The sequence below is a fragment of the Pseudomonas sp. JAI111 genome, assembly GCF_024809425.1.
Classification (GTDB): domain Bacteria; phylum Pseudomonadota; class Gammaproteobacteria; order Pseudomonadales; family Pseudomonadaceae; genus Aquipseudomonas.
On the sequence record NZ_JANUCB010000008.1, the window covers coordinates 177269 to 198575 of the forward strand.

Genomic DNA, 21307 nt, shown 5'->3' on the forward strand with positions numbered 1-21307 from the left:
CCGCCGGGGACGCTCCGCGTCCCGTTGTTATCGCAAGGCTTGAGTCCTGCGCAATGGTGACGCGGAGCGTCACGGGATGCATGCCCACGCGGAGCGTGGGAACGATCAGTATCCTCAGCTTTTGCGGGGTTTGATCCGCGCCGTTGCTTCGGCCACCAATGGATCATCCGGCCAGTAGTGCTTCGGATACCGCCCCTTCAAATCCTTCTTCACCTCGGCGTACGTGCTGCGCCAGAAGTTGGCCAGATCCTGGGTCACCTGCACCGGCCGCCGAGCCGGTGACAACAGGTGCAGCTTCACCACCTGCCGGCCCCCGGCAATACGCGGGGTTTCGGCCAGGCCGAACAACTCCTGCAAACGTACCGCCAGAATCGGCGGCTGCTCGCTGTAGTCCAGACGAATCGAGGAGCCCGACGGCACGCTCAGATGATGCGGCGCCAGCTCATCGAGCCGTTGCGGCAATGGCCACGGCAGCAGGTTGTGAACGATGCTCGACAGGTCCAGGTTGGCGAAGTGACTCAACCGCGAGACTTTCCCCAGATACGGCATCAACCAGTGTTCGAGGTTTTTGAGCAACGCGGCGTCGCTGACATCCGGCCACTCACTGTCGCTTTTGTTGCCAAGGTCCAACTGTCGCAACAAGGCCACCCGTGCCTGCCACTGACGCAGCTCCGGGGTCCACGGCAGCAGCTCCAGGCCTTTGCGCCGCACCAGGTTCACCAGTGCTTGGCTGCGGGCGGTTTCATCGAGACCGGTCAGCGGTTCACGGCTGAGGATCAGTTCCCCGACCTTGCGCTGACGCTCGGCGCGCAAAACGCCTTCGCGCTCATCCCAATCCAGTTGATCGACCACGCGCACTTGCTCGGCCAGCACGGAATCGAACAGCGCCGGATCGAAATCCGCCGCCAGATAAATCCGTTCTTCACGCTGGCCCTGACGACTGCCGAGGTCAGCGATCACCAGCCAGGGTTGTTTCATCAAGCTGTCGGCTTCGGCGAACAACGCAGCACGACCGTTGGCCAAGCGATATTCCGCGCCACCGGCACGTCGTTGTTGAGCGACGCGGTCGGGATACGCCAACGCCAGCAGCGCGCCGAGCCAGCGCGGATGATCCGGGTCGCTGACCGGTTCCGATGCTTTGCCGCGCAGATAACCGCGATATTGCCGCGCCAGTTGCCGGGCACGCTGAACGCCGCCCTGGGCACCGCGCGCGGCCCGCTCTTCGCCGGACAACAGCGTCAATCGACTGTGCAGATCGGCACCCGCGCCGCGCAAGATGTCCCGCTCGCCGAGCAAGGCCGCGACATCGCACGCCATGTCAGCCAGGCCGAGCGCCTGCCCGCGCAACAGCAAATGGGCGATGCGCGGATGCGCCGGCAGTTCGGCCATGGCCTGACCGTGACGGGTCAGCGCTTCGCCGTCCAACGCACCCAGGCGCTCAAGCAGATCCTGAGCCTGTGCATAAGCGGCGGCGGGCGGCACGTCGAGCCACACCAGTTGCGTCGGCGTCACACCCCAACGACCCAGCTGCAACGCCAGACCGGCAAGGTCTGCCGAGAGAATTTCGGCACTGGCATACGCCGCCAGTTGCTCGTGCTGATCCTGCGACCACAAGCGATAACACACTCCCGGCTCAAGGCGCCCGGCCCGACCCGCGCGCTGCGTGGCGCTGGCTTTGGAAATCCGCTGGGTGTCGAGACGGGTCATGCCGCTGCCCGGATCGAATCGCGGCACCCGCGCAAGCCCCGCGTCGATCACCACGCGCACGCCGTCAATGGTCAGACTGGTCTCGGCGATGTTGGTCGCCAGCACCACTTTGCGTTTGCCGGCAGGCGCCGGATCGATGGCGGCGCGCTGTGCGGCGAGGTCCAGTTCACCGTGCAACGGGCAGAGCAGAACCTGCGGATTGTCGCCCAGCGCATCGGCCAATTGCTGATGAACACGACGGATTTCCGCCTGCCCCGGCAGGAACACCAACACGCTGCCGGTTTCATCGTTCAACGCTTCGAGGATGGTCTGCACCAGCCGCGGCTCGATGAATTCGCCGGGCTGAAACGGCCGCCCCCAGCGCATCGCTACCGGGTACATGCGACCTTCACTGCGCAGGATCGGCGCGTCGTCCAGCAACCCGGCCAGGCGTTCGCCTTCGAGCGTTGCCGACATCAAGAGGATTTTCAGCGGCTGGTCGTCACGAAACAGCTCCCGGCCATTCAGGCTCAGGGCCAACGCCAGATCAGCATCGAGACTGCGCTCATGAAATTCATCGAAGATCAGCAGGCCCACGCCCTCCAGCGCCGGGTCGTCCTGCAAGCGCCGGGTGAGGATGCCTTCGGTGACCACCTCGATACGGGTCCTGGGCCCGACTTTGCTGTCCAGCCGAATCCGGTAGCCAACGGTTTCACCAACCTTCTCGCCCAGCTCACTGGCCAGACGCTCCGCCGCCGCACGCGCGGCCAAACGGCGCGGTTCAAGCATCAAAATGGTCTGCCCGGCCAGCCAGCTCTCATTGAGCAAGGCCAGCGGAACGCGGGTGGTTTTACCGGCACCAGGCGGTGCTTCGAGCACAGCTTCATGGCGTGTCGCCAAGGCTTCACGCAGCGCGGGTAAAACTTCGTCAATCGGCAAAGAAATCATGCTGGCTCCAAAACAGAGCGGCGAGTATAACGGCGAACTGCTCAGCGTTAATCACGGTCCTAATTCATATAGCGCCCCTTCGTTTTCCAAATGACTCAGGAGATTTCATATGCGTGTTCCCTTTCGCTTGATTGGCGGTGTATTGGTCGCGACCTTGCTGACCCAAGTGACCGCTTGCGGTTCGATTTTCTACCCCGACCGTCGTGGACAGATCGATGGCAAGATCGACCCGGCCATCGCGGCGCTCGATGCCGTGGGCCTGCTGTTTTACATCATCCCGGGCCTGATCGCGTTTGCAGTGGACTTCGCCACCGGCGCGATTTATTTCGAGCCAGGCCACACCGCTCAGGTGGCTCCGGAAAAACTCAAGGAAGCCATCGGCGCCGACGGCAAGGTCGATAACCACAAGTTGCAGACTATTCTGGAAACTGAACTGGGCCGCAGCTTCCCGCTGGATGACCCACGCCTGATCCAGCACAAGGGCAGCGCTCAGCAACTGGCTATGTTCGGCCTGCAACCTGCTGCGTAATTCGAGCATTCAAAGGAACCGCCGCACTTATGATTTCCAGCTCCGAACACGCCCGCCTGTTGCGGCTGGCGACACGTGCCTCGGTGGCGGTCGCCTGTACGCTGATCGTCGCCAAAGCCATTGCCTGGTGGTTGAGCGGTTCGGTGAGCATGCTTGCCGGGTTGACCGATTCGACACTCGACGGCGTCACCTCTTTGCTCAACCTGCTGGCGGTGCATTACGCCTTGCGTCCCGCCGACGATGACCACCGTTACGGGCACGGCAAGGCTGAGTCACTGGCCGGCATGGCTCAGGCGCTGTTCATTGGTGGCAGTGCGGTGTTGATTGCCTTGCAGGCAATCGATCGGTTGAAACACCCTGAACCGGTGGGCGCGCCATGGATCAGCATCGGGGTGATCTTGTTCTCCCTGGCGCTGACCCTGGCGTTGCTGATACTTCAACATCGGGTCGTCAAGGCCACCGGTTCCAATGCCGTGCGCGCCGACTCACTGCACTACCGCTCGGACATGATGCTCAATGGCAGCATTCTGGTCGCGCTGATTCTGGCCGGGTTTGGCTGGCATCAGGTCGACCCGTGGTTCGGGCTGGCAATCGCCGCATACATTTTCTGGAGCGCCATCCAGATCGCCAAGGAAAGTTTTACGGTACTGATGGATGAAGAATTGCCGCCCGATGTCAGCCAGCACATGCTTGAGCTCGCCTGCAGCGTACCGGGAGTATTGGGCGCGCACGACTTGCGCACGCGGATTTCCGGCAATCAGTGGTTCGTGCAGTTGCATCTGGAATTGCCGGGAGACCTGACGCTGTCAGTCGCCCACGGCATCAGCGATCAGGCGGCTGACGCGATTCATGCCGCTTACCCGCGAGCCGAAGTGCTGGTGCACGCCGACCCGCAGGAAGTGGTGATGGCCGCCAGGGCTCAGTAGGAAACCTGGTAGCCGCGACTGCTCAGGCAGTTGCCTTGGGCCTGGCGGTAGGCTTGCACCACCGACGGGTCTGGCTGGTAAGTGGCCGTGCGCGGATTGAAACCACTCTGCTGCACCGCGTATTGATAACACTCGTAACCGTCCTGATTGACCTGCTCCGGCGACTGGCCGTTGGCCGGGTACGCCACGACGTCATAGCCATTGCTGGCCGGTTGCGGCTGCGGTGGCTGCTGCACCGGTGGCTCGACCACGACGTAATCCTGCGTGCTTTCCTGATAGGCGTAATACGAACCGGCGGCCAGGAATAACAACGCACCGCCGATCCACACTTCACGGGCGTAATCGGGCAAGTAGCCGACCCGAATTCCGCGAGGCGGTTGGACCACAACGTAACGTGGGCCTTGCGGGCGATACCAATAGCCGCCGGAATAGAAGTAATCACGGCCGCCATAAGGCACGCGGTATTCACGGTCCGGGAAGCGATCGATCACTTGGCCGGGACGATACTGCGGGCCTGCACCCCATCCATTACCGTGTCCGTCCGGACGACCGGCCCAGTGATGATCATCGGGACGTGGGCCGTTGTTCTGCCAATGCGGGTTGTTATCGTAGCGCCGCGGAATGTCCTCATAGTACCCACGCTGTGGCTGCTGGGTCTGGCGCACGGTGTCAGGTCGCCCCTGGATCGGCAGGTCATTGGCCGGCAACTGAGGCGGTGGTGGCGCCGATCGAACAGGGTTGTTGTAGTTGGGCTGTTGACGGTTCTGCCATTGGCCGTTGTTTTGGTTCTGCCCGTTGTGCTCGAACTGGCGGCTGTTGTCGCCACGAATGATGTCGTTGTTCTGCGGGCGCGGCTGATTTTGCTGCGGCTGATTTTGCGGACGCGGCTGATTCTCGCCGCCATGGCCCCTATTGTTGCCCTCATGGCCATCCGATCCACGTTGCCCGCCTTCGGGGCCACGGTTCTGCTGATCATCGGCCAGCGATTGCGCAGTGACACTGATACACAGCAAACCAACACCGGCCAAACGCCAGATGCGCGACTTCATGCTTTTCCTCACTGCGGGTTAGGGCCTGTACGTAAGACTGGAAAAGCACAGGCCGGTTCTGCAACAGGTTATCAGTCGCGAAACTTATTTATTGAGCGCCATCGTCAAATTCAGGGCAAAAGAAAAGGGAGACCCGTCGGCCTCCCTTTAGAGAACTTCGTCCGTGCTCGACGCTTGTGGCGCCGGCTCACCTCACGCCGTCTTCTGGACAGTGTGTAGCTCGGGGGCCGACACATCCCCTGTGGGGGTGGCGACCGCGACTGGCCTGATTGGGCGAGCCGCTGTGGACTGTTTGTCCGAGCAGTGATTCTGGTGATAAGAATAGGCCGGAGGCGCCGGCAGAGGATTGCGAAGATTGCTCAAATAAACATCACTTGCGCAATTTTTAACCCTGGATAGATAATCTGCCGCAATAGTTATGACAAAGGCCTGATTGATGAGCAAACTCGACCGATACGACTTGAGTATTTTGGCGGAATTGCAGCGTGACGCGCGCATCTCCAACCAGGAACTGGCCGAACGCATCGGCCTGTCGCCTTCGCCGTGCTCGCGCCGGGTCAAGCAGCTGGAAGACGACGGCTACATCTCCCGCCAGGTCGCCTTGCTGGACCGCAAAATGCTCGGCTTGAGCCTGACGGCTTATGTGCTGATCGGCATGGACCGCCATACGCCGGAGCGTTTCGAGAACTTCGAAGCGGCGATTCGTACATTACCGCAGGTGCTGGAATGCAGCCTGGTGACCGGGATGGATGCGGATTATCAGCTCAAGGTGGTAGTGCCCGACATGGATCACTATCAGAAACTGCTGCTGGGACATCTGACCCGGATTGAAGGGGTGACGAGCGTGCGGTCGAGTTTTGTGTTGAACCAGGTGCTCAATAGTACGGAGTTACCGCTGACTCATCTGCGTAGCTGAGGACGCCATCGCGAGCAGGCTCGCTCCCACAAGGGATCTCCTGAACATCGAAGATCTTCTGTGGAAGCGGGCTTGCCCACGATGGGGCCGGCCCAATGCGACGAATAGCTGCGACACACTGCCGCAGGTCAATACTTCGCCAATCCCCCATACCGTATACTTCAGCGCCTTTTAGCCACGCCCGCGCTGGAGATGTCCGATGGATCCTGCAGTATTCGAAGAGTGGATGATGACTGGACTGGTCAGCATCCTGATCATTTTCATGGGTTTCATCGTCTGGGATCTGGCGAAGAAATCCAAAGCCGGACGCTTCGGTTCTTTCATCCTGTTCTTCGTACTGGGCTTGGGTGTCGCTGCATTCGTGATCAAAAGCGTGGTCATCGGCCTGATCGAATCCGGCACGTTATAAACGCGCCGGCACTTCCTTCCACTGGCCCTGATCGAGCCCTTCGATCGTCCAGTCGCCGATTCTGACCCGTACCAGACGCAACGTCGGCAAGCCGACCGCCGCCGTCATGCGCCGAACCTGACGGTTGCGTCCCTCGCGAATCACCAATTCCAGCCAGCTTGTCGGCACGCTTTTGCGAAAGCGTACCGGCGGGTTGCGTGGCCACAACTCGGGTTCATCCAGTTGCCGCGCCTCGGCCGGCAAGGTCATGCCGTCGTTCAACTCGACACCCTCGCGCAGGCGCTGCAATTGCTCGGCGCTCGGCTCGCCTTCCACTTGCACCCAATACGTCTTGGCCAGTTTGTGTTTCGGATCAGCGATCCGCGCCTGGAGTTGCCCGTCGTTGGTCAGCAGCAGCAAACCTTCACTGTCGCGGTCCAGCCGTCCTGCCGGGTAAATCCCCGGAATGTCGATGTAGTCCTTGAGTGTCGCGCGCCCTTCACCGTCGCTGAACTGCGTCAGCACATCGAACGGTTTGTTGAACAGAATCAGTTTCGGCTCGGCTGGCGGCGCTTTGGCGACACGGCGTGGGGCTGAAGAAGCTGGTTTCGCACCTGGACGGCGGGAAGCGGGAGGCTGAGGACGGGACATGGCGAGGAGAGCATCTAACGGTCAGGGCTGCTAATGCTAGTGCCCTGACCGCCAAATGACCACGACAAACCGTTAACGGAACGGCGGCTCGTCGAAGCTGCGCAGTTTGCGCGAGTGCAGCGAGTTGAGCTCAGTGCGCAACAGGTCAACAGCCTCGATGCCGATCTTCAAGTGCTGGCTGACCGCGCGCTCATAAAAGGCGTTGGCCGAACCTGGCAGTTTGATTTCGCTGTGCAGCGGTTTGTCCGACACGCAAAGCAACGTGCCATACGGCACCCGCAAGCGATAACCCTGGGCCGCGATGGTGCCGCTTTCCATGTCCACCGCCACGGCGCGAGACAGGTTGATCAGCGGACGTTCCTGCGCCCAGCGCAGTTCCCAGTTACGGTCGTCGTAAGTCAGGACGGTGCCGGTGCGCAGGCGTTTTTTCAGCTCGTCGCCCTTCTCGCCGGTGATGTTGGCCGCTGCTTGCTGCAACGCCATCTGTACTTCGGCAAGCGCTGGAATCGGAATATTGGGTGGCACCACCCGGTCAAGAATCCCGTCGCGACGCATATAAGCGTGAGCCAGCACGTAGTCGCCAATGGTCTGCGACTGACGCAAACCGCCGCAGTGACCGATCATCAGCCAGCAATGCGGACGCAGCACCGCCAGGTGGTCAGTGATGTTCTTGGCGTTGGACGGGCCGACGCCGATGTTGACCAAAGTCACGCCATGACCGTCGCTGGCAATCAGGTGATAGGCCGGCATCTGATAACGGTGCCAGACCACGCCCGCGGCAATCGCCGAGGCTTCGCCGTGGTCCATGGTCTTTTCGATGATCACGTTGCCCGGCAAGACCATGCGCACAAAACGCGGGTCGCTGCGCAACTGCTCCAGGCCATGGACGATGAACTGGTCGACATAGCGATGGTAGTTGGTCAACAGAATCCACGGCTGCACATGGCGCCAATCGCTGCCGGTGTAATGCACCAGCCGGCGCAAGGAAAAGTCCACCCGCGCGGCGTCGAACAGCGCCAATGGCAGCGGATCGGTGTTTTCCCAATCGTACAAGCCGTCGGCAATACCGTCGGTGGCGGCCGACAAATCCGTACTCGGGAACACTCGCGCCAGTACGGCGGCGGTGACGCCGGAGCCAGCCAGCTCATCGCCCTGCTCGACCACGTACGGATACGGAATGTTTTGCTGGCTGACGCCGACTTCCACGGTCACGGTGAAGTCGTGCATCAACGGCACGAGTTGTTCCAGCAAGTATTTTCGGAAAGCCGCCGGATGGGTGACGGTTACGCTGTAGGTCCCAGGCAACTGAACCTTGGCATAGGCGCGAGTGGTCTGTGGGACCTCACCCTGGCAGTGATAGGTCAGACGCAGCTCGGGATAACGAAACATCGCACGCTGCTCGGCGTCGGGCTCGACACGATCCTTGAGGTAACGCTTGAGCGCCTGGTTCAGCGCGGTGGTTGCACGATTGTGCAAGAGCGCAAGCCGATCCACGGCTTGCTCGGCGGTTTGAACGACAATAAAAGCTTCGGTCACGATCAGCATCCTGTGTTCTGACTTGCAGTGCTTCATCTTGCCTGCATCATCGCTTCACGGGAACAGTGGCGTGCTGATACAGCACAGATCAAATGTGGGAGTGAGCCTGCTCGCGATAGCGATGTGACAGTCGACTTCAATGTCGGATGTTACTCAGTCATCGCGAGCAGGCTCGCTCCCACAGGGGTTCAGTGTCCATCCTGCAATCGTGCTCAGAAACCTTGCGGGGTTGAGCGGGCGACAATCGCTTCCACTTCCAGCCCTCGCGGCAACGCGCCATACACCCGCCCGGCCGAGCCTAGCCGACTGGCTATAAACGCATCGCTGACCGCCGAATTGCCGGCCTCCAGCAACAATTTGGCCTGGAGCCCCAATGCAATGTCTTCAGTGAGTTGCCGCGCACGGTATTGAATGTCGCTGGTGTCCTTGAACGCTGCCTGCAATTGGCTGATGTGCGCGGCCAGGCGTTTATCGCCATGACCATCGCCCAGCTCGCCGAACAACACATCCAGCACGCCCGGCTCTTTCGACAGCGCGCGCAATACGTCAAGGCATTGCACGTTGCCGGAGCCTTCCCACGTCGAGTTGACGGGTGCCTCGCGGTACAGGCGCGGCAGGATACTTTCTTCGACGTACCCGGCACCGCCCATGCATTCGGCGGCTTCGTTGATCATTGCCGGCGCGCGCTTGCAGATCCAGTATTTGCCCACCGCCGTCACCAAGCGGGCGAATTTGGCTTCATGGCTGTCATCCAGATGATCCAGCGCCTTGCCCATGCGCAGGCTCAACGCCAAAGCCGCTTCGCTTTCCAGTGCCAGATCGGCCAGCACGTTCTGCATCAATGGTTGTTCGCTCAGCAGCTTGCCGCCGACCATTCGGTGCGCGCAGTGATGACTGGCCTGAGTCAGCGCCTGGCGCATCAGCGAACTGGAGCCGACCATGCAATCGAAGCGAGTCATCGCGACCATCTCGATGATGGTCGGAACGCCGCGCCCTTCTTCGCCGACCATCCACGCCAGCGCGCCCCGGAACTCGACTTCGCTGGACGCATTGGAGCAATTGCCCAGTTTGTTTTTCAGGCGCTGGATGTAGAACTGATTGCGCGTATCGTCCGGGCGGTGGCGCGGCAGCAGGAAGCAGGTCAGCCCCTTGTCCGTCTGCGCCAGGGTCAGGAAGGCATCGCACATCGGCGCGGAACAGAACCACTTGTGCCCCACCAGTTCATAGGCCTGGCCAGGACCGCTCGCGCCCACCGGATAGGCCTTGGTGGTGTTGGCCCGAACGTCGGTGCCACCTTGTTTTTCGGTCATCGCCATGCCGATGGTGACACCGGCCTTGTGGGCCATGCCGACATTGCGCGGGTCGTATTCGGTAGACAGGATTTTCGGCAGCCACTGCTCGGCCAGATCCGGTTGCAATCGCATCGCCGGCACGCTGGCGAAGGTCATGGTCAAGGGGCAACCGCTACCCGCTTCGGCCTGGCTGTGCAGATACGACATGGACGCGCGCGCGACATGCGCGCCGGGCTGCGGATGCGCCCAGGGCAACGAGGTCAACCCGTGCTCGATCGCCGTGCGCATCAATTGGTGATACGCGGGATGAAACTCCACCAGATCGATACGATGGCCGTAACGGTCATGGCTGACGAACACCGGTTTGTTTTGATTGGCCAGGAACCCGGCTTCCATCAGTGGCCCGCCGGCCAGTGCGCCGTAAGCGTCAATCCGCGACTCGGCCCACCCGGCCCCGAAACGCCGTGACCACTCTTGCAACGGCAGGTCGATGCGATAGAGGTTGGTGCCGTCCAGTGACGGTGGCTGGTTGGTGACTTCGTGGGTTTCGGCGAACTGATGCAGGTTCATGACGGGGCTCCTTTGATCAGCCAAGGGATTCAGTTAAGCACCGCCCCTTGACCGAACAAAGTGTCATATCTGCCTAAATGTCGGCGCTTTCGCCTTGCCCCGGACAGAGCACGCGCCGATAGAGCGCTGCTTGCAAATCCTCGAATTTAACCGGCTTGCTCAGATAGTCGATCAAGGCGCCGTTCGGACAGCGCTCCCGCTCACCGCTCATGGCGACCACGAACACCGGCAACTCGGCACACCCCGGCAAGGCGCGGATCTGGCAGCAAAGAGAGGTGCCGTCCAGTGTGGGCATCTGGCAATCGAGCAACACCGCATCGAAATGTTCACGCTGCAATTGATCGAGTGCGGCAGCCCCACTGTCGGTAGCACGCACCCGGAACCCGAGTTTGAGCAGCATGCCGCGCATCACCAGTTGATTGATGCTGTTGTCATCCACCAACAACACCGAGCAATCCTGCGGCAGGCGCAAACCGGAGAATTCGCGGTTCACCAAAGGCACTGGCGGCCGCTCCACCACCGGCAGGTCGAACTCGACGTCCAGCTGGAAGCGGCTGCCGCTGCCGGGTTCGGATCGATGGGTCAGACGCCCGCCGAGCAGTTCGACCAGTTGCCGACAGATCGCCAGGCCCACGCCCAGTCCACCGTATTCACGGGTCATGGAGCCATCGAGCTGGAAGAAGTGCTGGTACAGCGTCGCCTCCCCCAGATCAGTGAAACCGATGCCGGTGTCGATCACCGCAAACGACAATGCCAGTCGGCCGTTGTCCACCGGCTTGCCCGTCACCCGCAGCGCCAGCCCTCCGACGCGGGTGAACTTGATCGCATTATCGAGCAGGCATTCCAGGCATTGCGACAGCTTGGCGCTGTCGCCATTCAAGCGATCCGGCAGGCCCGGTGTCACTTCGACTTTGAAATCCAGCGACTTGCTCAAGGCATTGCCTTCGAACTGCATCCGCAAGGCTTCGACCACACCGCGCAAACTGAACGTTGCCGAACTGGCCTTGAGTTTGCCCGCCTGCAACTCGGTCAGGGTGAGGATGCCGTTGACCATGCGCATCATGTCTCGCGCAGAACCGGCGGCGGTTTGCTGGTATTGCTCAAGCTCCGGATCCATCTCCACGGTCTGCATCAACTCCAGCGAACCGATCACACCGTTCATGGGCGTGCGCAGTTCATGGGTCAGGGTCGCGAGGAATTCGTCCTTGAGCTTGTTGCTGTGGGCCAGTTGCTGGTTCAGCACTTCGAGCTTTTGACCGGCATCGAACAGCGTCTGCGCCTGCTGTTCGCGCATGGCGTTGATTCGATCGGCCAGCGCCAGGGACAACAATGCGACTTCGATGGCGGAACCGATCTGGCTGGAGTACATGGTCAGGAACACGTTGGGCAGGTAACCCAACACCATCATCGTGTTGACGATGCCGCCGAGCAGGAAGGCCGACCAGGCAATGATGAAATACCGCGCCACGCGCAGCCCCCGCAACCAGGCGCACAGCCCGGCGACGAAAATCACCACGGTGAAAACCAAAGCCAGGGCCGTCGCCAGACGCAAGGCCAAGGCGTAGCTGGTCATCAATGACAAGCCGACCACCACCGCACTGAACGCTACCAGTGCCAGCAACAGGCGATCGAGCCAGCGACTGTGGCTGGCGGTCTGCAAGAAGCTACGGGCGAACTGGCTACCGAACAGCCCTGCGCAACCGATGAAAAACGGCGTCGCGGCATTCGCCCACCAGGGATTGTCCGGCCAGAAATACTGCACTGCCGCGCCGTTCACCGATAGCTGATACAGGCCGAACGAGGCGATGTAGAAAATGTAATAGAGGTAACTGGTGTCACGCACGCTGAGGTAAATGAACAGGTTATAGACCAGCATTCCCAGCAGCACGCCATAGATCAGCCCCAACACATAGAGGCGCACCGGTTGGTCTTCGAGGTAAGCCGTGCTCGACCACAACGTCACGGGCGCCTGGACCGACCCTTCACTTTGCAGGCGCAGGTAAACGGTTTGCGCCTGGTCAGGGGCGAAGTTCAGATCGAACAGGTAGTTGTTCTGGCGGATCTCGCGAGTGGCGAAGGGCAATGCATCGCCGGTTTGCCGGACCAATTGATAGTCCCCGCCAGCATCGGGCAGATAAAGATCAAGGTGATCGAGGGGCGGATAGGCCAGTTCCAGCAACCAGGTGCGTTGTGCCGCAGGGTCGGCAGGTCGGTAATGCAGGTCGATTTTCAGCCAGAACGCTGAACGCGAATAACCGGCGTTAAGGGTGTCTTTATCGTGGGCCTTGAAGTTACCGGCAGCGGCTTGCGCACGAACATCGGCGATGGTCGCTTGACCACCCGCGTCTTCATACACTTGCAGGGTTCGGCCCAAGGGAAGGCTTCGGGTAAATTCATCAAATTCAACGGCACTTGCCATGAGGGGCAAGCACAACAGCAACATCAACAAATAGCGCATTTAAGCCCCAGCGTGGCCTGTCCGGTTATCTCAGGAAGCCCCTCATTCCTTTTGAGTAGACGTAAAACCGGTATTACCTGTTATTGGTTTGGATCCACTCTAGCATAGCTGTTGATGGCCATTGAACACCATTGAAATTTTTCCTACAAAGGCTCTAGGACGGGCGTTCCAGCGCTGCGTATTGAGCTAGAGCCGTTAGCCTCGTCTAAAGGTGAAAATGGATCGACGATTGGCACATTCCGATGGCATTCAGGTGAAGGCCGCCACAGGGACCGTCATGACTCGCTGGTCGACTGGTGGTAAGCTCGCGCACCATGAATATCTACAGCTCTCGCCCCGTTGTCCTCTGTCTCTCCGGCCACGACCCAAGTGGTGGCGCCGGCTTGCAGGCAGATATCGAAGCCCTGCTCGCTCAGGGTTGTCATGCGGCTCCGGCCGTCACCGCCCTGACCGTGCAAGACACAGTCAATGTCACTGACTTCCGCGTCCTCGATCGCGAGTGGGTGTTGGCCCAGGCCAACGCCGTGCTTAACGATTCCGAAGTCGCCGCAGTCAAACTGGGCATGCTCGGTTCCCTGGAAATGGTCGACACCGTTGTCGAACTGCTCTCGGCGCACCCGCATTTGCCGGTGGTCTGTGACCCGGTGCTGCGCGCCGGTGGCGGCGGACGACTGGGCAAGGACGAAGTCGGCTATGCCATGCGCGAACGTCTGTTGCCGCTGTCCATCATCGCCACCCCCAACCTTCCTGAAGCCCGCATCCTCGCCGAACTGCCCGAAGGCACCGCGGATGAATGCGCTGAAAAACTCCTGCCGTTCGTCAAACACCTGCTGATCACTGGCGGTCATGGCGACGAACACGAAATCCATAATCGCTTGTACAGCCGCGACGGTCACCGCCAGACGTTTACCTGCCAACGCCTGCCTGGCAGTTATCACGGTTCCGGTTGCACTTTGGCCAGCGCGCTGGCCGGTCGCCTGGCCCTGGGTGAACACCTCGCCAGCGCCGTGCAGACTGCGCTTGACTACACTTGGCGTACCCTGCGCGATGCGGAGCAGTTGGGCAAAGGCCAGTTCGTGCCGCGCCGCCTGCCGCTGGATTTCTGTTCGTAACTTTTGATGCGTAAAGCGCAGAGGCTTGTCCGATGAAACTACGTGGCCTGTACGCCATTACCGACAGCCAGTTGCTGGCCGGTAAATTTCTTTCGTACGTGGAGGCGGCGCTCGAAGGCGGCGTCACCTTGCTGCAATACCGCGACAAGAGCAGCGACGATGCCAGGCGTCTGCGCGAGGCCCAAGCCCTGCGCGATCTGTGCGAGCGCTACAAAACCAAGCTGATCATCAATGACGACGCCGAGCTGGCTGCGCGCCTGAACGTCGGCGTGCACCTGGGCCAGACCGACGGCCCGCTGACCCCGGCCCGCGCATTGCTCGGTCGTCAGGCGATCATCGGTTCAACCTGCCACGCACAACTCGAACTCGCCGAACAAGCCGCCAAGGAAGGCGCCAGTTACGTCGCCTTCGGTCGCTTCTTCAACTCCAATACCAAACCCGGCGCACCGACCTGCAGCCTTGAGTTGCTCGATCAGGCGCGCAGCAAACTGCACCTGCCGATCTGCGCGATTGGCGGCATCACCCTGGAAAACGCCGCGCCGCTGGTGGCCCATGGGGTCGATCTGCTGGCGGTCGTCCACGGCCTGTTTGGCGCCGAGAGCACGGCTGAAGTCACCCGCCGCGCCCGCGCCTTTAACGAATTGTTCAAATCCTGATTTTTGAGAGCCCGATCATGTCTCGTTCCGAAACCCTGTTTGCCAATGCCCAGAAACACATTCCCGGAGGCGTGAACTCGCCTGTTCGCGCATTCAAAAGCGTTGGCGGCACCCCGCTGTTCTTCAAACACGCTGAAGGTGCCTACGTCACCGACGAAGACGACAAGCGCTACGTTGACTACGTCGGCTCCTGGGGTCCGATGATTCTCGGCCACAGCCACCCGGACGTTCTGGACGCGGTGCGTAAACAGCTGGAACACGGTCTGTCCTACGGCGCCCCGACCGCGATGGAAACCGAGATGGCCGACCTGGTCTGCTCGATCGTGCCGTCGATGGAAATGGTGCGCATGGTCAGCTCCGGCACCGAAGCGACCATGAGTGCGATCCGCCTTGCGCGTGGGTTCACTGGTCGAGACAACATCATCAAGTTCGAAGGCTGCTACCACGGTCACTCCGACAGCCTGCTGGTCAAGGCCGGTTCCGGCGCGTTGACCCAAGGCGTACCGAGCTCGGCCGGCGTACCGGCGGACTTCGCCAAGCACACCCTGACCCTGCCATTCAATGACATCGACGCAGTGGAGACCATGCTCGCCGAAGTCGGTCAGGACGTGGCCTGCATCATCGTCGAGCCGGTGGCCGGCAACATGAACTGCGTACCGCCGGCGCCAGGTTTTCTCGAAGGCCTGCGCACCCTGTGCGACAAACATGGCGTGGTGCTGATTTTCGACGAAGTGATGACCGGTTTCCGCGTCGCACTCGGCGGTGCCCAAGCTCACTTCGGTGTGACGCCGGACCTGAGCACGTTCGGCAAGATCATCGGCGGCGGCATGCCGGTAGGCTGCTTCGGCGGCAAGCGTGAAATCATGTCGTGCATCGCACCGTTGGGCCCGGTCTATCAGGCCGGCACCTTGTCGGGCAATCCGCTGGCGATGGCCGCCGGCCTGACCACCTTGCGCTTGATCAGCCGTCCTGGTTTCCACGACGAGCTGAGCGACTACACCAGCCGTCTGCTCGATGGCCTGCAACAGCGTGCCGATGCCGCTGGCATTCCTTTCGTGACCACCCAGGCCGGTGGGATGTTCGGCCTGTACTTCAGCGGTGCCGACGACATCGTGACCTTCGATGACGTGATGGCCAGCGATGCAGCCTTGTTCGGTCGCTTCTTCCACTTGATGCTCGAAGGCGGCGTGTACCTGGCGCCGAGCGCATTCGAAGCAGGCTTCACCTCGATCGCCCACGGCGAGACCGAGTTGAAACTGACACTGGATGCCGCCGAACGAGCTTTCGCTGCATTGAAATAACCCTGTGTCGCTGACGTCGGCCAATGCCGGCGTCAGCTTTCGCCTGCATTTACGCCCTTATTCCGACGCTTGTGCCAAGAATTCCCGACAAATTGGGCGATATATTCCCCGCGCAGCAGAAAAACGAGTAAAGACTTTGTAAGGTTGGCCCTGCTTATTTCATAATGCGCGCTTATTGGATCCCCTCGATGGGTCCGCGCGCCCTTCAGAGGTAAGTCGATTCCCATGAACCGCACCGGCCGCGCCCTTGCACTGGGCTGCCTGTTGCTCCTTCAGCCCCTGCTCGCGCTCGCACAAGCAGGCGGCAACTCGTTGTTAATCCCAGCGATGGGTCGTTGCACCCTCAATACTCAGCCGCAAGACCTGACGCAAGCGCTGGCCGCCTGTCAGAAAGCGTCGGATGAAGGGGATGCACAAGCGCAATACGAGTTGGGTGTGTTCTACTACGACGGCAAAAACACGCCGCGCGACCTCAAAAAAGCCCTGGACTACTTCGAGAAGGCCTCATTGCAGGGCCACGCCCAGGCGCAGTTCAAACTTGGCACCATGTTTTTCCACGGCGAAGGCGTACCAGCCAATAACGTTCAGGCGTATATCGTGCTGAAAATGGCCGCGGTCAATGGCGCTGAAGATGCGCTGGATACGGCGGACGAAGTGGCCGAGAAAATGCCTCGAGAAGAACTTGAAGTGGCGACCCAGGTGCTGGGGCAAATCTTTCGTAAATACCTGATGGAATTGCAGAGCGCCGATGGGCGTACGCCGTTTTCGCCACTGCCTTAATTCTGTTTCGATCTTTCTGGCCCCATCGCGCGCAAGCCCGCTCCCACATGTGATCGCATTCTCATTAAAAAACGCATTCCCTGTGGGAGCGGGCTTGCCCGCGATGGGGGCGACTCGGTCTTGAGACTTACTTCTCAGGCATCGGCATCGGGAACGGCATGACATTGCCGACCGCGCCGCGGGCTTCGCTGATTTTTGGTGTGCCCAGACGCTCGACTTCATCGATGCGCACAATCGAATGCATCGGCACAAAACTGCGCACAACGCCTTCAAATTGAGCCTTGAGCTTCTCTTCGCTCGGGTCGACGACCACTTGTGTGCGCTCGCCAAAGACGAACTCTTCCACTTCCAGGAAGCCCCACAGATCACTTTGATAGATCTGCTTGGCATACATTTCGTACACCTGGCCCTGATTGAGGAAAATCACCTTGTAGATTGGAGCTTCACGTTTGGTCATGGTGGGCGAGCAACACATCGGGGGATAAAAATGAGGGCGCGAACTATAGCATAGCCGCCGGACGCACAGCGGTAGGAACCTTGGGACATGTTCCCTATAATGCGCGGTTCTTTGAATCACGTGATGACTGTATCCATGGCCAAGAAGCTTTACATCGAAACCCACGGTTGCCAGATGAACGAGTACGACAGCTCGCGCATGGTCGATCTGTTGGGCGAACATCAGGCCCTGGAAGTGACCGCTCGCGCTGAAGACGCCGACGTGATCCTGCTCAACACCTGCTCCATTCGCGAACGCGCGCAGGACCGGGTGTATTCCCAGCTCGGCCGCTGGCGCGAACTGAAACTGGCCAACCCGGACATGGTGATCGCCGTCGGCGGTTGCGTGGCCAGCCAGGAAGGCGCGGCCATCCGTGATCGCGCACCGTATGTCGACGTGGTCTTCGGCCCGCAAACCCTGCATCGCCTGCCGGAAATGATCGACGCCGCACGCGCCACCAAGCTGCCGCAAGTCGACGTCTCGTTCCCGGAAATCGAAAAATTCGACCATTTGCCGGAGCCGCGCATCGATGGCCCGAGCGCGTATGTGTCAGTCATGGAAGGGTGCAGCAAGTACTGCACGTTCTGCGTGGTGCCTTACACCCGCGGCGAAGAAGTCAGCCGCCCGTTCGACGACGTGATTGCCGAGATCATGCATCTGGCGGAAAACGGCGTTCGGGAAGTGACCCTGCTGGGTCAGAACGTCAACGGCTACCGTGGCACCACGCACGACGGACGCCTGGCGGATCTCGCCGAGCTGATCCGCGTCGTGGCTGCCGTCGATGGCATCGACCGGATTCGCTACACCACCTCGCACCCGCTGGAATTTTCCGACAGCCTGATCCAGGCCCACGCCGATGTGCCGGAGCTGGTCAAACACCTGCACTTGCCAGTGCAATCGGGTTCGGACCGGATCCTCGCGGCAATGAAACGCAACCACACCGCGCTGGAATACAAATCCAAACTGCGCAAGCTGCGGGCCGCTGTGCCAGGCATCTGCATCAGCTCGGACTTCATCGTTGGCTTCCCGGGCGAGACCGAAAAAGATTTCGAGCAGACCATGAAGCTGATCGAAGACGTCGGCTTCGACTTCTCGTACTCGTTCGTTTACAGCCAGCGCCCGGGCACTCCGGCCGCAGACCTGGCTGACGAAACCCCGGAAGCGCTGAAAAAAGAACGCCTGAATGCCCTGCAACATCGCCTGAACCAGCAAGGTTTCGAGATCAGCCGACAAATGGTCGGTTCGATCCAGCGGATTCTGGTTACCGATTACTCGAAAAAGGACCCCGGCGAGCTGCAAGGCCGGACCGAGAATAACCGGATCGTCAATTTCCGCTGCGACAATCCCACGCTGATCGGCCAGTTCGCCGACGTGCACATCGACGCCGCACAGCCTCACTCGCTGCGGGGCTCGTTGATTCAGTGACACCGATTTTCAGATCAATGGAGATCAAATGTGGGAGCTGGCTTGCCTGCGATAGCGGTGTAACAGGCAACATCTCTTTTGGATGTGAGCCCGTCATCGCAGGCAAGCCAGCTCCCACACTGGACCTGCGTTGTTCCTGAGAACAGGTTCATCTATTTAAGAGCTTTCGCACCCAGCCCTCTGGCGTTATCCTTGATTTCATCTTAATTGCCCCAGGGCGGCTAAATACGACCTTGAACGCACCCATAGAACCACATCGTTTTATCCTCGAGCCCTTTGAGGCTCGCCGCTTCGCCAATCTGTGCGGGCAATTCGACGAGCATTTGCGCTTGATCGAACAGCGCCTGACCATCGAGATCCGCAACCGCGGAAACCAGTTCGAACTGATCGGCGAGCCCAAACACACCACCTCAGCGGAAAACCTCCTGCGCCGTCTGTACCGGGAAACCAAGGGTACCGAGCTGTCGCCGGACATGGTTCACCTGTTCCTGCAGGAATCGGCCGTCGAAGAGCTGGACAACGTCTCCCCCGCTGAACCCTCCGTTGCCCTGCGCACCAAAAAAGGCATGATTCGCCCTCGCGGCTTGAATCAGCTGCGCTACGTGAAGGAAATTCTCGGCAACGACATCAACTTCGGCATCGGCCCGGCCGGTACCGGCAAGACCTATCTTGCCGTTGCCTGCGCGGTAGACGCGCTGGAGCGTGAACAGATCCGGCGCATCCTGCTGGTGCGCCCGGCGGTTGAGGCGGGCGAAAAGCTCGGCTTCCTGCCTGGCGACCTGTCGCAGAAGATCGACCCGTACCTGCGCCCGCTGTACGACGCACTCTACGAAATGCTCGGCTTCGAACACGTCGCCAAGCTGATCGAGCGCCAGGTGATCGAAGTTGCGCCACTGGCGTACATGCGCGGTCGTACGCTGAACAACAGTTTCATCATCCTCGACGAAAGCCAGAACACCACCGTCGAACAGATGAAGATGTTCCTGACCCGAATCGGCTTCGGCTCCACCGCGGTCATCACCGGTGACATCACCCAGGTCGACTTGCCGAAAGGCACCAAGTCCGGGCTGCACCATGTGATCGAGGTGCTCAAGGACGTGCCGGGTATCAGCTTCACCCATTTCATGCCCAAAGACGTCGTGCGCCATCCGTTGGTGCAGCGGATCGTCGAAGCCTACGAGCGCTTCGAGAATCGCGTAGCTGATGAACCGGCGAAGTTCTCGCCCAAGGACACTCGCCACGATGCTTGAGCTTGATCTGCAACTGGCTACCCAAGCGCCGGCCCCAAGCGAAGCCGAGTTCCGCCAATGGTGCGAACTGGCTCTGCGCCAGCGCACGGCCGACTCCGAGATGACCATTCGCCTGGTCGACGAAGCCGAAGGCCGCGAGTTGAACAAGACCTGGCGGCAAAAGGACTACGCCACCAACGTCCTGTCATTTCCTGCCGATGTGCCGGATGAGTTTCTCGACATCCCGTTGCTGGGCGACCTGGTCGTCTGCGTGGCGGTGGTCGAACGTGAAGCCACCGAACAAGGAAAGGAACTAAAGGCCCACTGGGCCCATCTGGTGATTCACGGCTGCTTGCATCTACTGGGTTACGACCATATAGATGACGACGAAGCCGAGGAAATGGAAGCACTGGAACGAACGTTGCTTGCAGAGTTGGGCTATCCCGACCCGTACGCGGACGACGAAACCGACACATCCCCTATCGTTACAACAAAGGATTCAGAGTAATCGCTATGAGCGAAGATCGATCGAGCAACGGGCAGAAGTCTTGGCTGGGTAAACTGACCCAGGCTTTTGCCCACGAGCCGAAGAACCGCCAGGAGCTGCTGGAGCTGCTGCGCGATGCACACCAAAACAAACTGCTGGACAGCGAAGCGCTGGCCATCGTCGAAGGCGCCATCCAGGTCGCTGACCTGCAAGTGCGGGACATCATGGTCCCGCGTTCGCAGATGGTCAGCATCAAGGCGACCCAGACACCTCGCGAGTTTTTGCCTGCCGTGGTCGACTCGGCCCACTCCCGTTACCCGGTCATCGGCGAAAGCCACGATGACGTGATGGGCGTGTTGCTGGCCAAGGACTTGCTGCCGTTGATCCTCAAGGAGAACGGCGACAGCTTCAACATCAAGGACCTGCTGCGCCCGGCCACCTTCGTGCCGGAGTCCAAGCGCCTGAATGTGCTGCTGCGTGAATTTCGCGCCAACCACAACCACATGGCCATCGTCATTGACGAATACGGCGGCGTGGCCGGTCTGGTGACCATCGAAGACGTGCTGGAACAGATCGTCGGCGACATCGAAGACGAGCATGACGTCGAAGAAGACAGCTACATCAAGCCATTGCCCAGCGGTGATTTCCTGATCAAGGCGCTGACGCCGATCGAGAACTTCAACGAGTTCTTCGACAGCGAGTTCTCCGACGATGAGTTCGACACAGTTGGCGGCCTGGTGATGAGCGCGTTCGGGCACTTGCCAAAACGTAATGAAATCACTGAAATTGGCCCTTATCGCTTTCGCATCCTGAACGCCGACAGCCGTCGAATTCACTTGCTGCGCCTGACTCCTATTGCACGCTAAGGACTG

Annotated in this window: 19 protein-coding genes; 12 read left to right on the forward strand and 7 right to left on the reverse strand. The window is 60.3% G+C overall.

Features of this window, described 5'->3' with window-relative positions; all coding sequences use genetic code 11:
- Positions 1-114 precede the first annotated feature (114 nt).
- A complete protein-coding gene (hrpB, locus tag HNR03_RS23115; RefSeq protein ID WP_222588582.1) occupies positions 115-2634 on the reverse strand; it encodes an ATP-dependent helicase HrpB in 2520 nt (839 codons plus the stop codon).
- A 109-nt stretch (positions 2635-2743) separates the two neighbouring features.
- Here hrpB and HNR03_RS23120 point away from each other — a divergent pair, with 109 nt between their 5' ends.
- Both HNR03_RS23120 and HNR03_RS23125 read left to right on the forward strand, forming a co-directional pair.
- Positions 2744-3163, forward strand: coding sequence for a polyribonucleotide nucleotidyltransferase (locus HNR03_RS23120; RefSeq protein ID WP_259156072.1), 420 nt, complete (start codon positions 2744-2746; stop codon positions 3161-3163).
- 29 nt (positions 3164-3192) lie between these two features.
- Entirely contained in the window at positions 3193-4089 is an 897-nt protein-coding gene (locus HNR03_RS23125) for a cation diffusion facilitator family transporter (protein WP_259156073.1), read from the forward strand.
- Here the strand turns inward: HNR03_RS23125 and HNR03_RS23130 are convergent.
- Positions 4083-5138 (reverse strand): DUF6515 family protein, encoded by a 1056-nt coding sequence (locus tag HNR03_RS23130; RefSeq protein WP_259156075.1) that lies wholly within the window; start codon positions 5136-5138, stop codon positions 4083-4085. The genes HNR03_RS23125 and HNR03_RS23130 overlap by 7 nt on opposite strands.
- A gap of 436 nt (positions 5139-5574) precedes the next feature.
- Between HNR03_RS23130 and HNR03_RS23135 the strand changes: the two genes are divergently transcribed.
- Positions 5575-6054, forward strand: a complete 480-nt coding sequence (locus HNR03_RS23135) for an Lrp/AsnC family transcriptional regulator (RefSeq protein ID WP_007937367.1) — start codon at positions 5575-5577, stop codon at positions 6052-6054.
- Positions 6055-6253: 199 nt separating this feature from the next.
- Positions 6254-6463: a DUF2788 domain-containing protein gene (locus HNR03_RS23140; RefSeq protein ID WP_007937369.1), complete on the forward strand. Its 210-nt coding sequence runs from the start codon at positions 6254-6256 to the stop codon at positions 6461-6463.
- On the opposite strand, the gene HNR03_RS23145 is transcribed toward HNR03_RS23140, so the two are convergent.
- The 4 genes from HNR03_RS23145 to HNR03_RS23160 form a co-directional block, all read right to left on the reverse strand.
- Complete coding sequence (locus tag HNR03_RS23145; protein WP_259156087.1) at positions 6458-7093, reverse strand: pseudouridine synthase; 636 nt, start codon at positions 7091-7093, stop codon at positions 6458-6460. The genes HNR03_RS23140 and HNR03_RS23145 overlap by 6 nt on opposite strands.
- Positions 7094-7165: 72 nt before the next feature.
- Positions 7166-8665, reverse strand: coding sequence for an AMP nucleosidase (amn, locus tag HNR03_RS23150; RefSeq protein ID WP_222588585.1), 1500 nt, complete (start codon positions 8663-8665; stop codon positions 7166-7168).
- 176 nt (positions 8666-8841) lie between these two features.
- Positions 8842-10491 (reverse strand): acyl-CoA dehydrogenase family protein, encoded by a 1650-nt coding sequence (locus tag HNR03_RS23155; RefSeq protein WP_259156089.1) that lies wholly within the window; start codon positions 10489-10491, stop codon positions 8842-8844.
- A gap of 73 nt (positions 10492-10564) precedes the next feature.
- Positions 10565-12949 carry a hybrid sensor histidine kinase/response regulator gene (locus HNR03_RS23160; protein ID WP_259156092.1) on the reverse strand — a complete coding sequence of 795 codons (2385 nt, stop codon included), beginning with the start codon at positions 12947-12949 and terminating at the stop codon, positions 10565-10567.
- A 314-nt stretch (positions 12950-13263) separates the two neighbouring features.
- On the opposite strand from HNR03_RS23160, the gene HNR03_RS23165 reads away from it, so the two are divergent.
- From HNR03_RS23165 to HNR03_RS23180, 4 genes are all read left to right on the forward strand, one after another.
- Positions 13264-14061, forward strand: a complete 798-nt coding sequence (locus tag HNR03_RS23165; RefSeq protein ID WP_208671319.1) for a hydroxymethylpyrimidine/phosphomethylpyrimidine kinase — start codon at positions 13264-13266, stop codon at positions 14059-14061.
- A 32-nt stretch (positions 14062-14093) separates the two neighbouring features.
- The gene (gene thiE / locus HNR03_RS23170; protein WP_259156095.1) at positions 14094-14717 is read left to right on the forward strand and encodes a thiamine phosphate synthase; all 624 of its coding nucleotides are present in this window, start codon (positions 14094-14096) and stop codon (positions 14715-14717) included.
- 17 nt (positions 14718-14734) lie between these two features.
- Positions 14735-16018 carry a glutamate-1-semialdehyde 2,1-aminomutase gene (hemL, locus tag HNR03_RS23175; protein ID WP_090179512.1) on the forward strand — a complete coding sequence of 428 codons (1284 nt, stop codon included), beginning with the start codon at positions 14735-14737 and terminating at the stop codon, positions 16016-16018.
- Positions 16019-16243: 225 nt separating this feature from the next.
- Positions 16244-16798, forward strand: coding sequence for a tetratricopeptide repeat protein (locus HNR03_RS23180; protein ID WP_259156098.1), 555 nt, complete (start codon positions 16244-16246; stop codon positions 16796-16798).
- 127 nt (positions 16799-16925) lie between these two features.
- Here the strand turns inward: HNR03_RS23180 and HNR03_RS23185 are convergent, their stop codons facing one another.
- The gene (locus HNR03_RS23185) at positions 16926-17255 is read right to left on the reverse strand and encodes a DUF1820 family protein (protein WP_007894425.1); all 330 of its coding nucleotides are present in this window, start codon (positions 17253-17255) and stop codon (positions 16926-16928) included.
- A 135-nt stretch (positions 17256-17390) separates the two neighbouring features.
- Between HNR03_RS23185 and miaB the strand changes: the two genes are divergently transcribed.
- The 4 genes from miaB (at position 17391) to HNR03_RS23205 (ending at position 21301) form a co-directional block, all read left to right on the forward strand.
- Entirely contained in the window at positions 17391-18719 is a 1329-nt protein-coding gene (miaB, locus tag HNR03_RS23190) for a tRNA (N6-isopentenyl adenosine(37)-C2)-methylthiotransferase MiaB (protein ID WP_222588592.1), read from the forward strand.
- 233 nt (positions 18720-18952) lie between these two features.
- Complete coding sequence (locus tag HNR03_RS23195) at positions 18953-19969, forward strand: PhoH family protein (RefSeq protein ID WP_259156109.1); 1017 nt, start codon at positions 18953-18955, stop codon at positions 19967-19969.
- Complete coding sequence (gene ybeY / locus HNR03_RS23200) at positions 19962-20456, forward strand: rRNA maturation RNase YbeY (protein ID WP_259156113.1); 495 nt, start codon at positions 19962-19964, stop codon at positions 20454-20456. Before HNR03_RS23195 ends, ybeY begins: the two co-directional genes overlap by 8 nt.
- A gap of 5 nt (positions 20457-20461) precedes the next feature.
- Positions 20462-21301 carry an HlyC/CorC family transporter gene (locus HNR03_RS23205; protein ID WP_027924283.1) on the forward strand — a complete coding sequence of 280 codons (840 nt, stop codon included), beginning with the start codon at positions 20462-20464 and terminating at the stop codon, positions 21299-21301.
- The last annotated feature ends 6 nt before the right edge of the window (positions 21302-21307 follow it).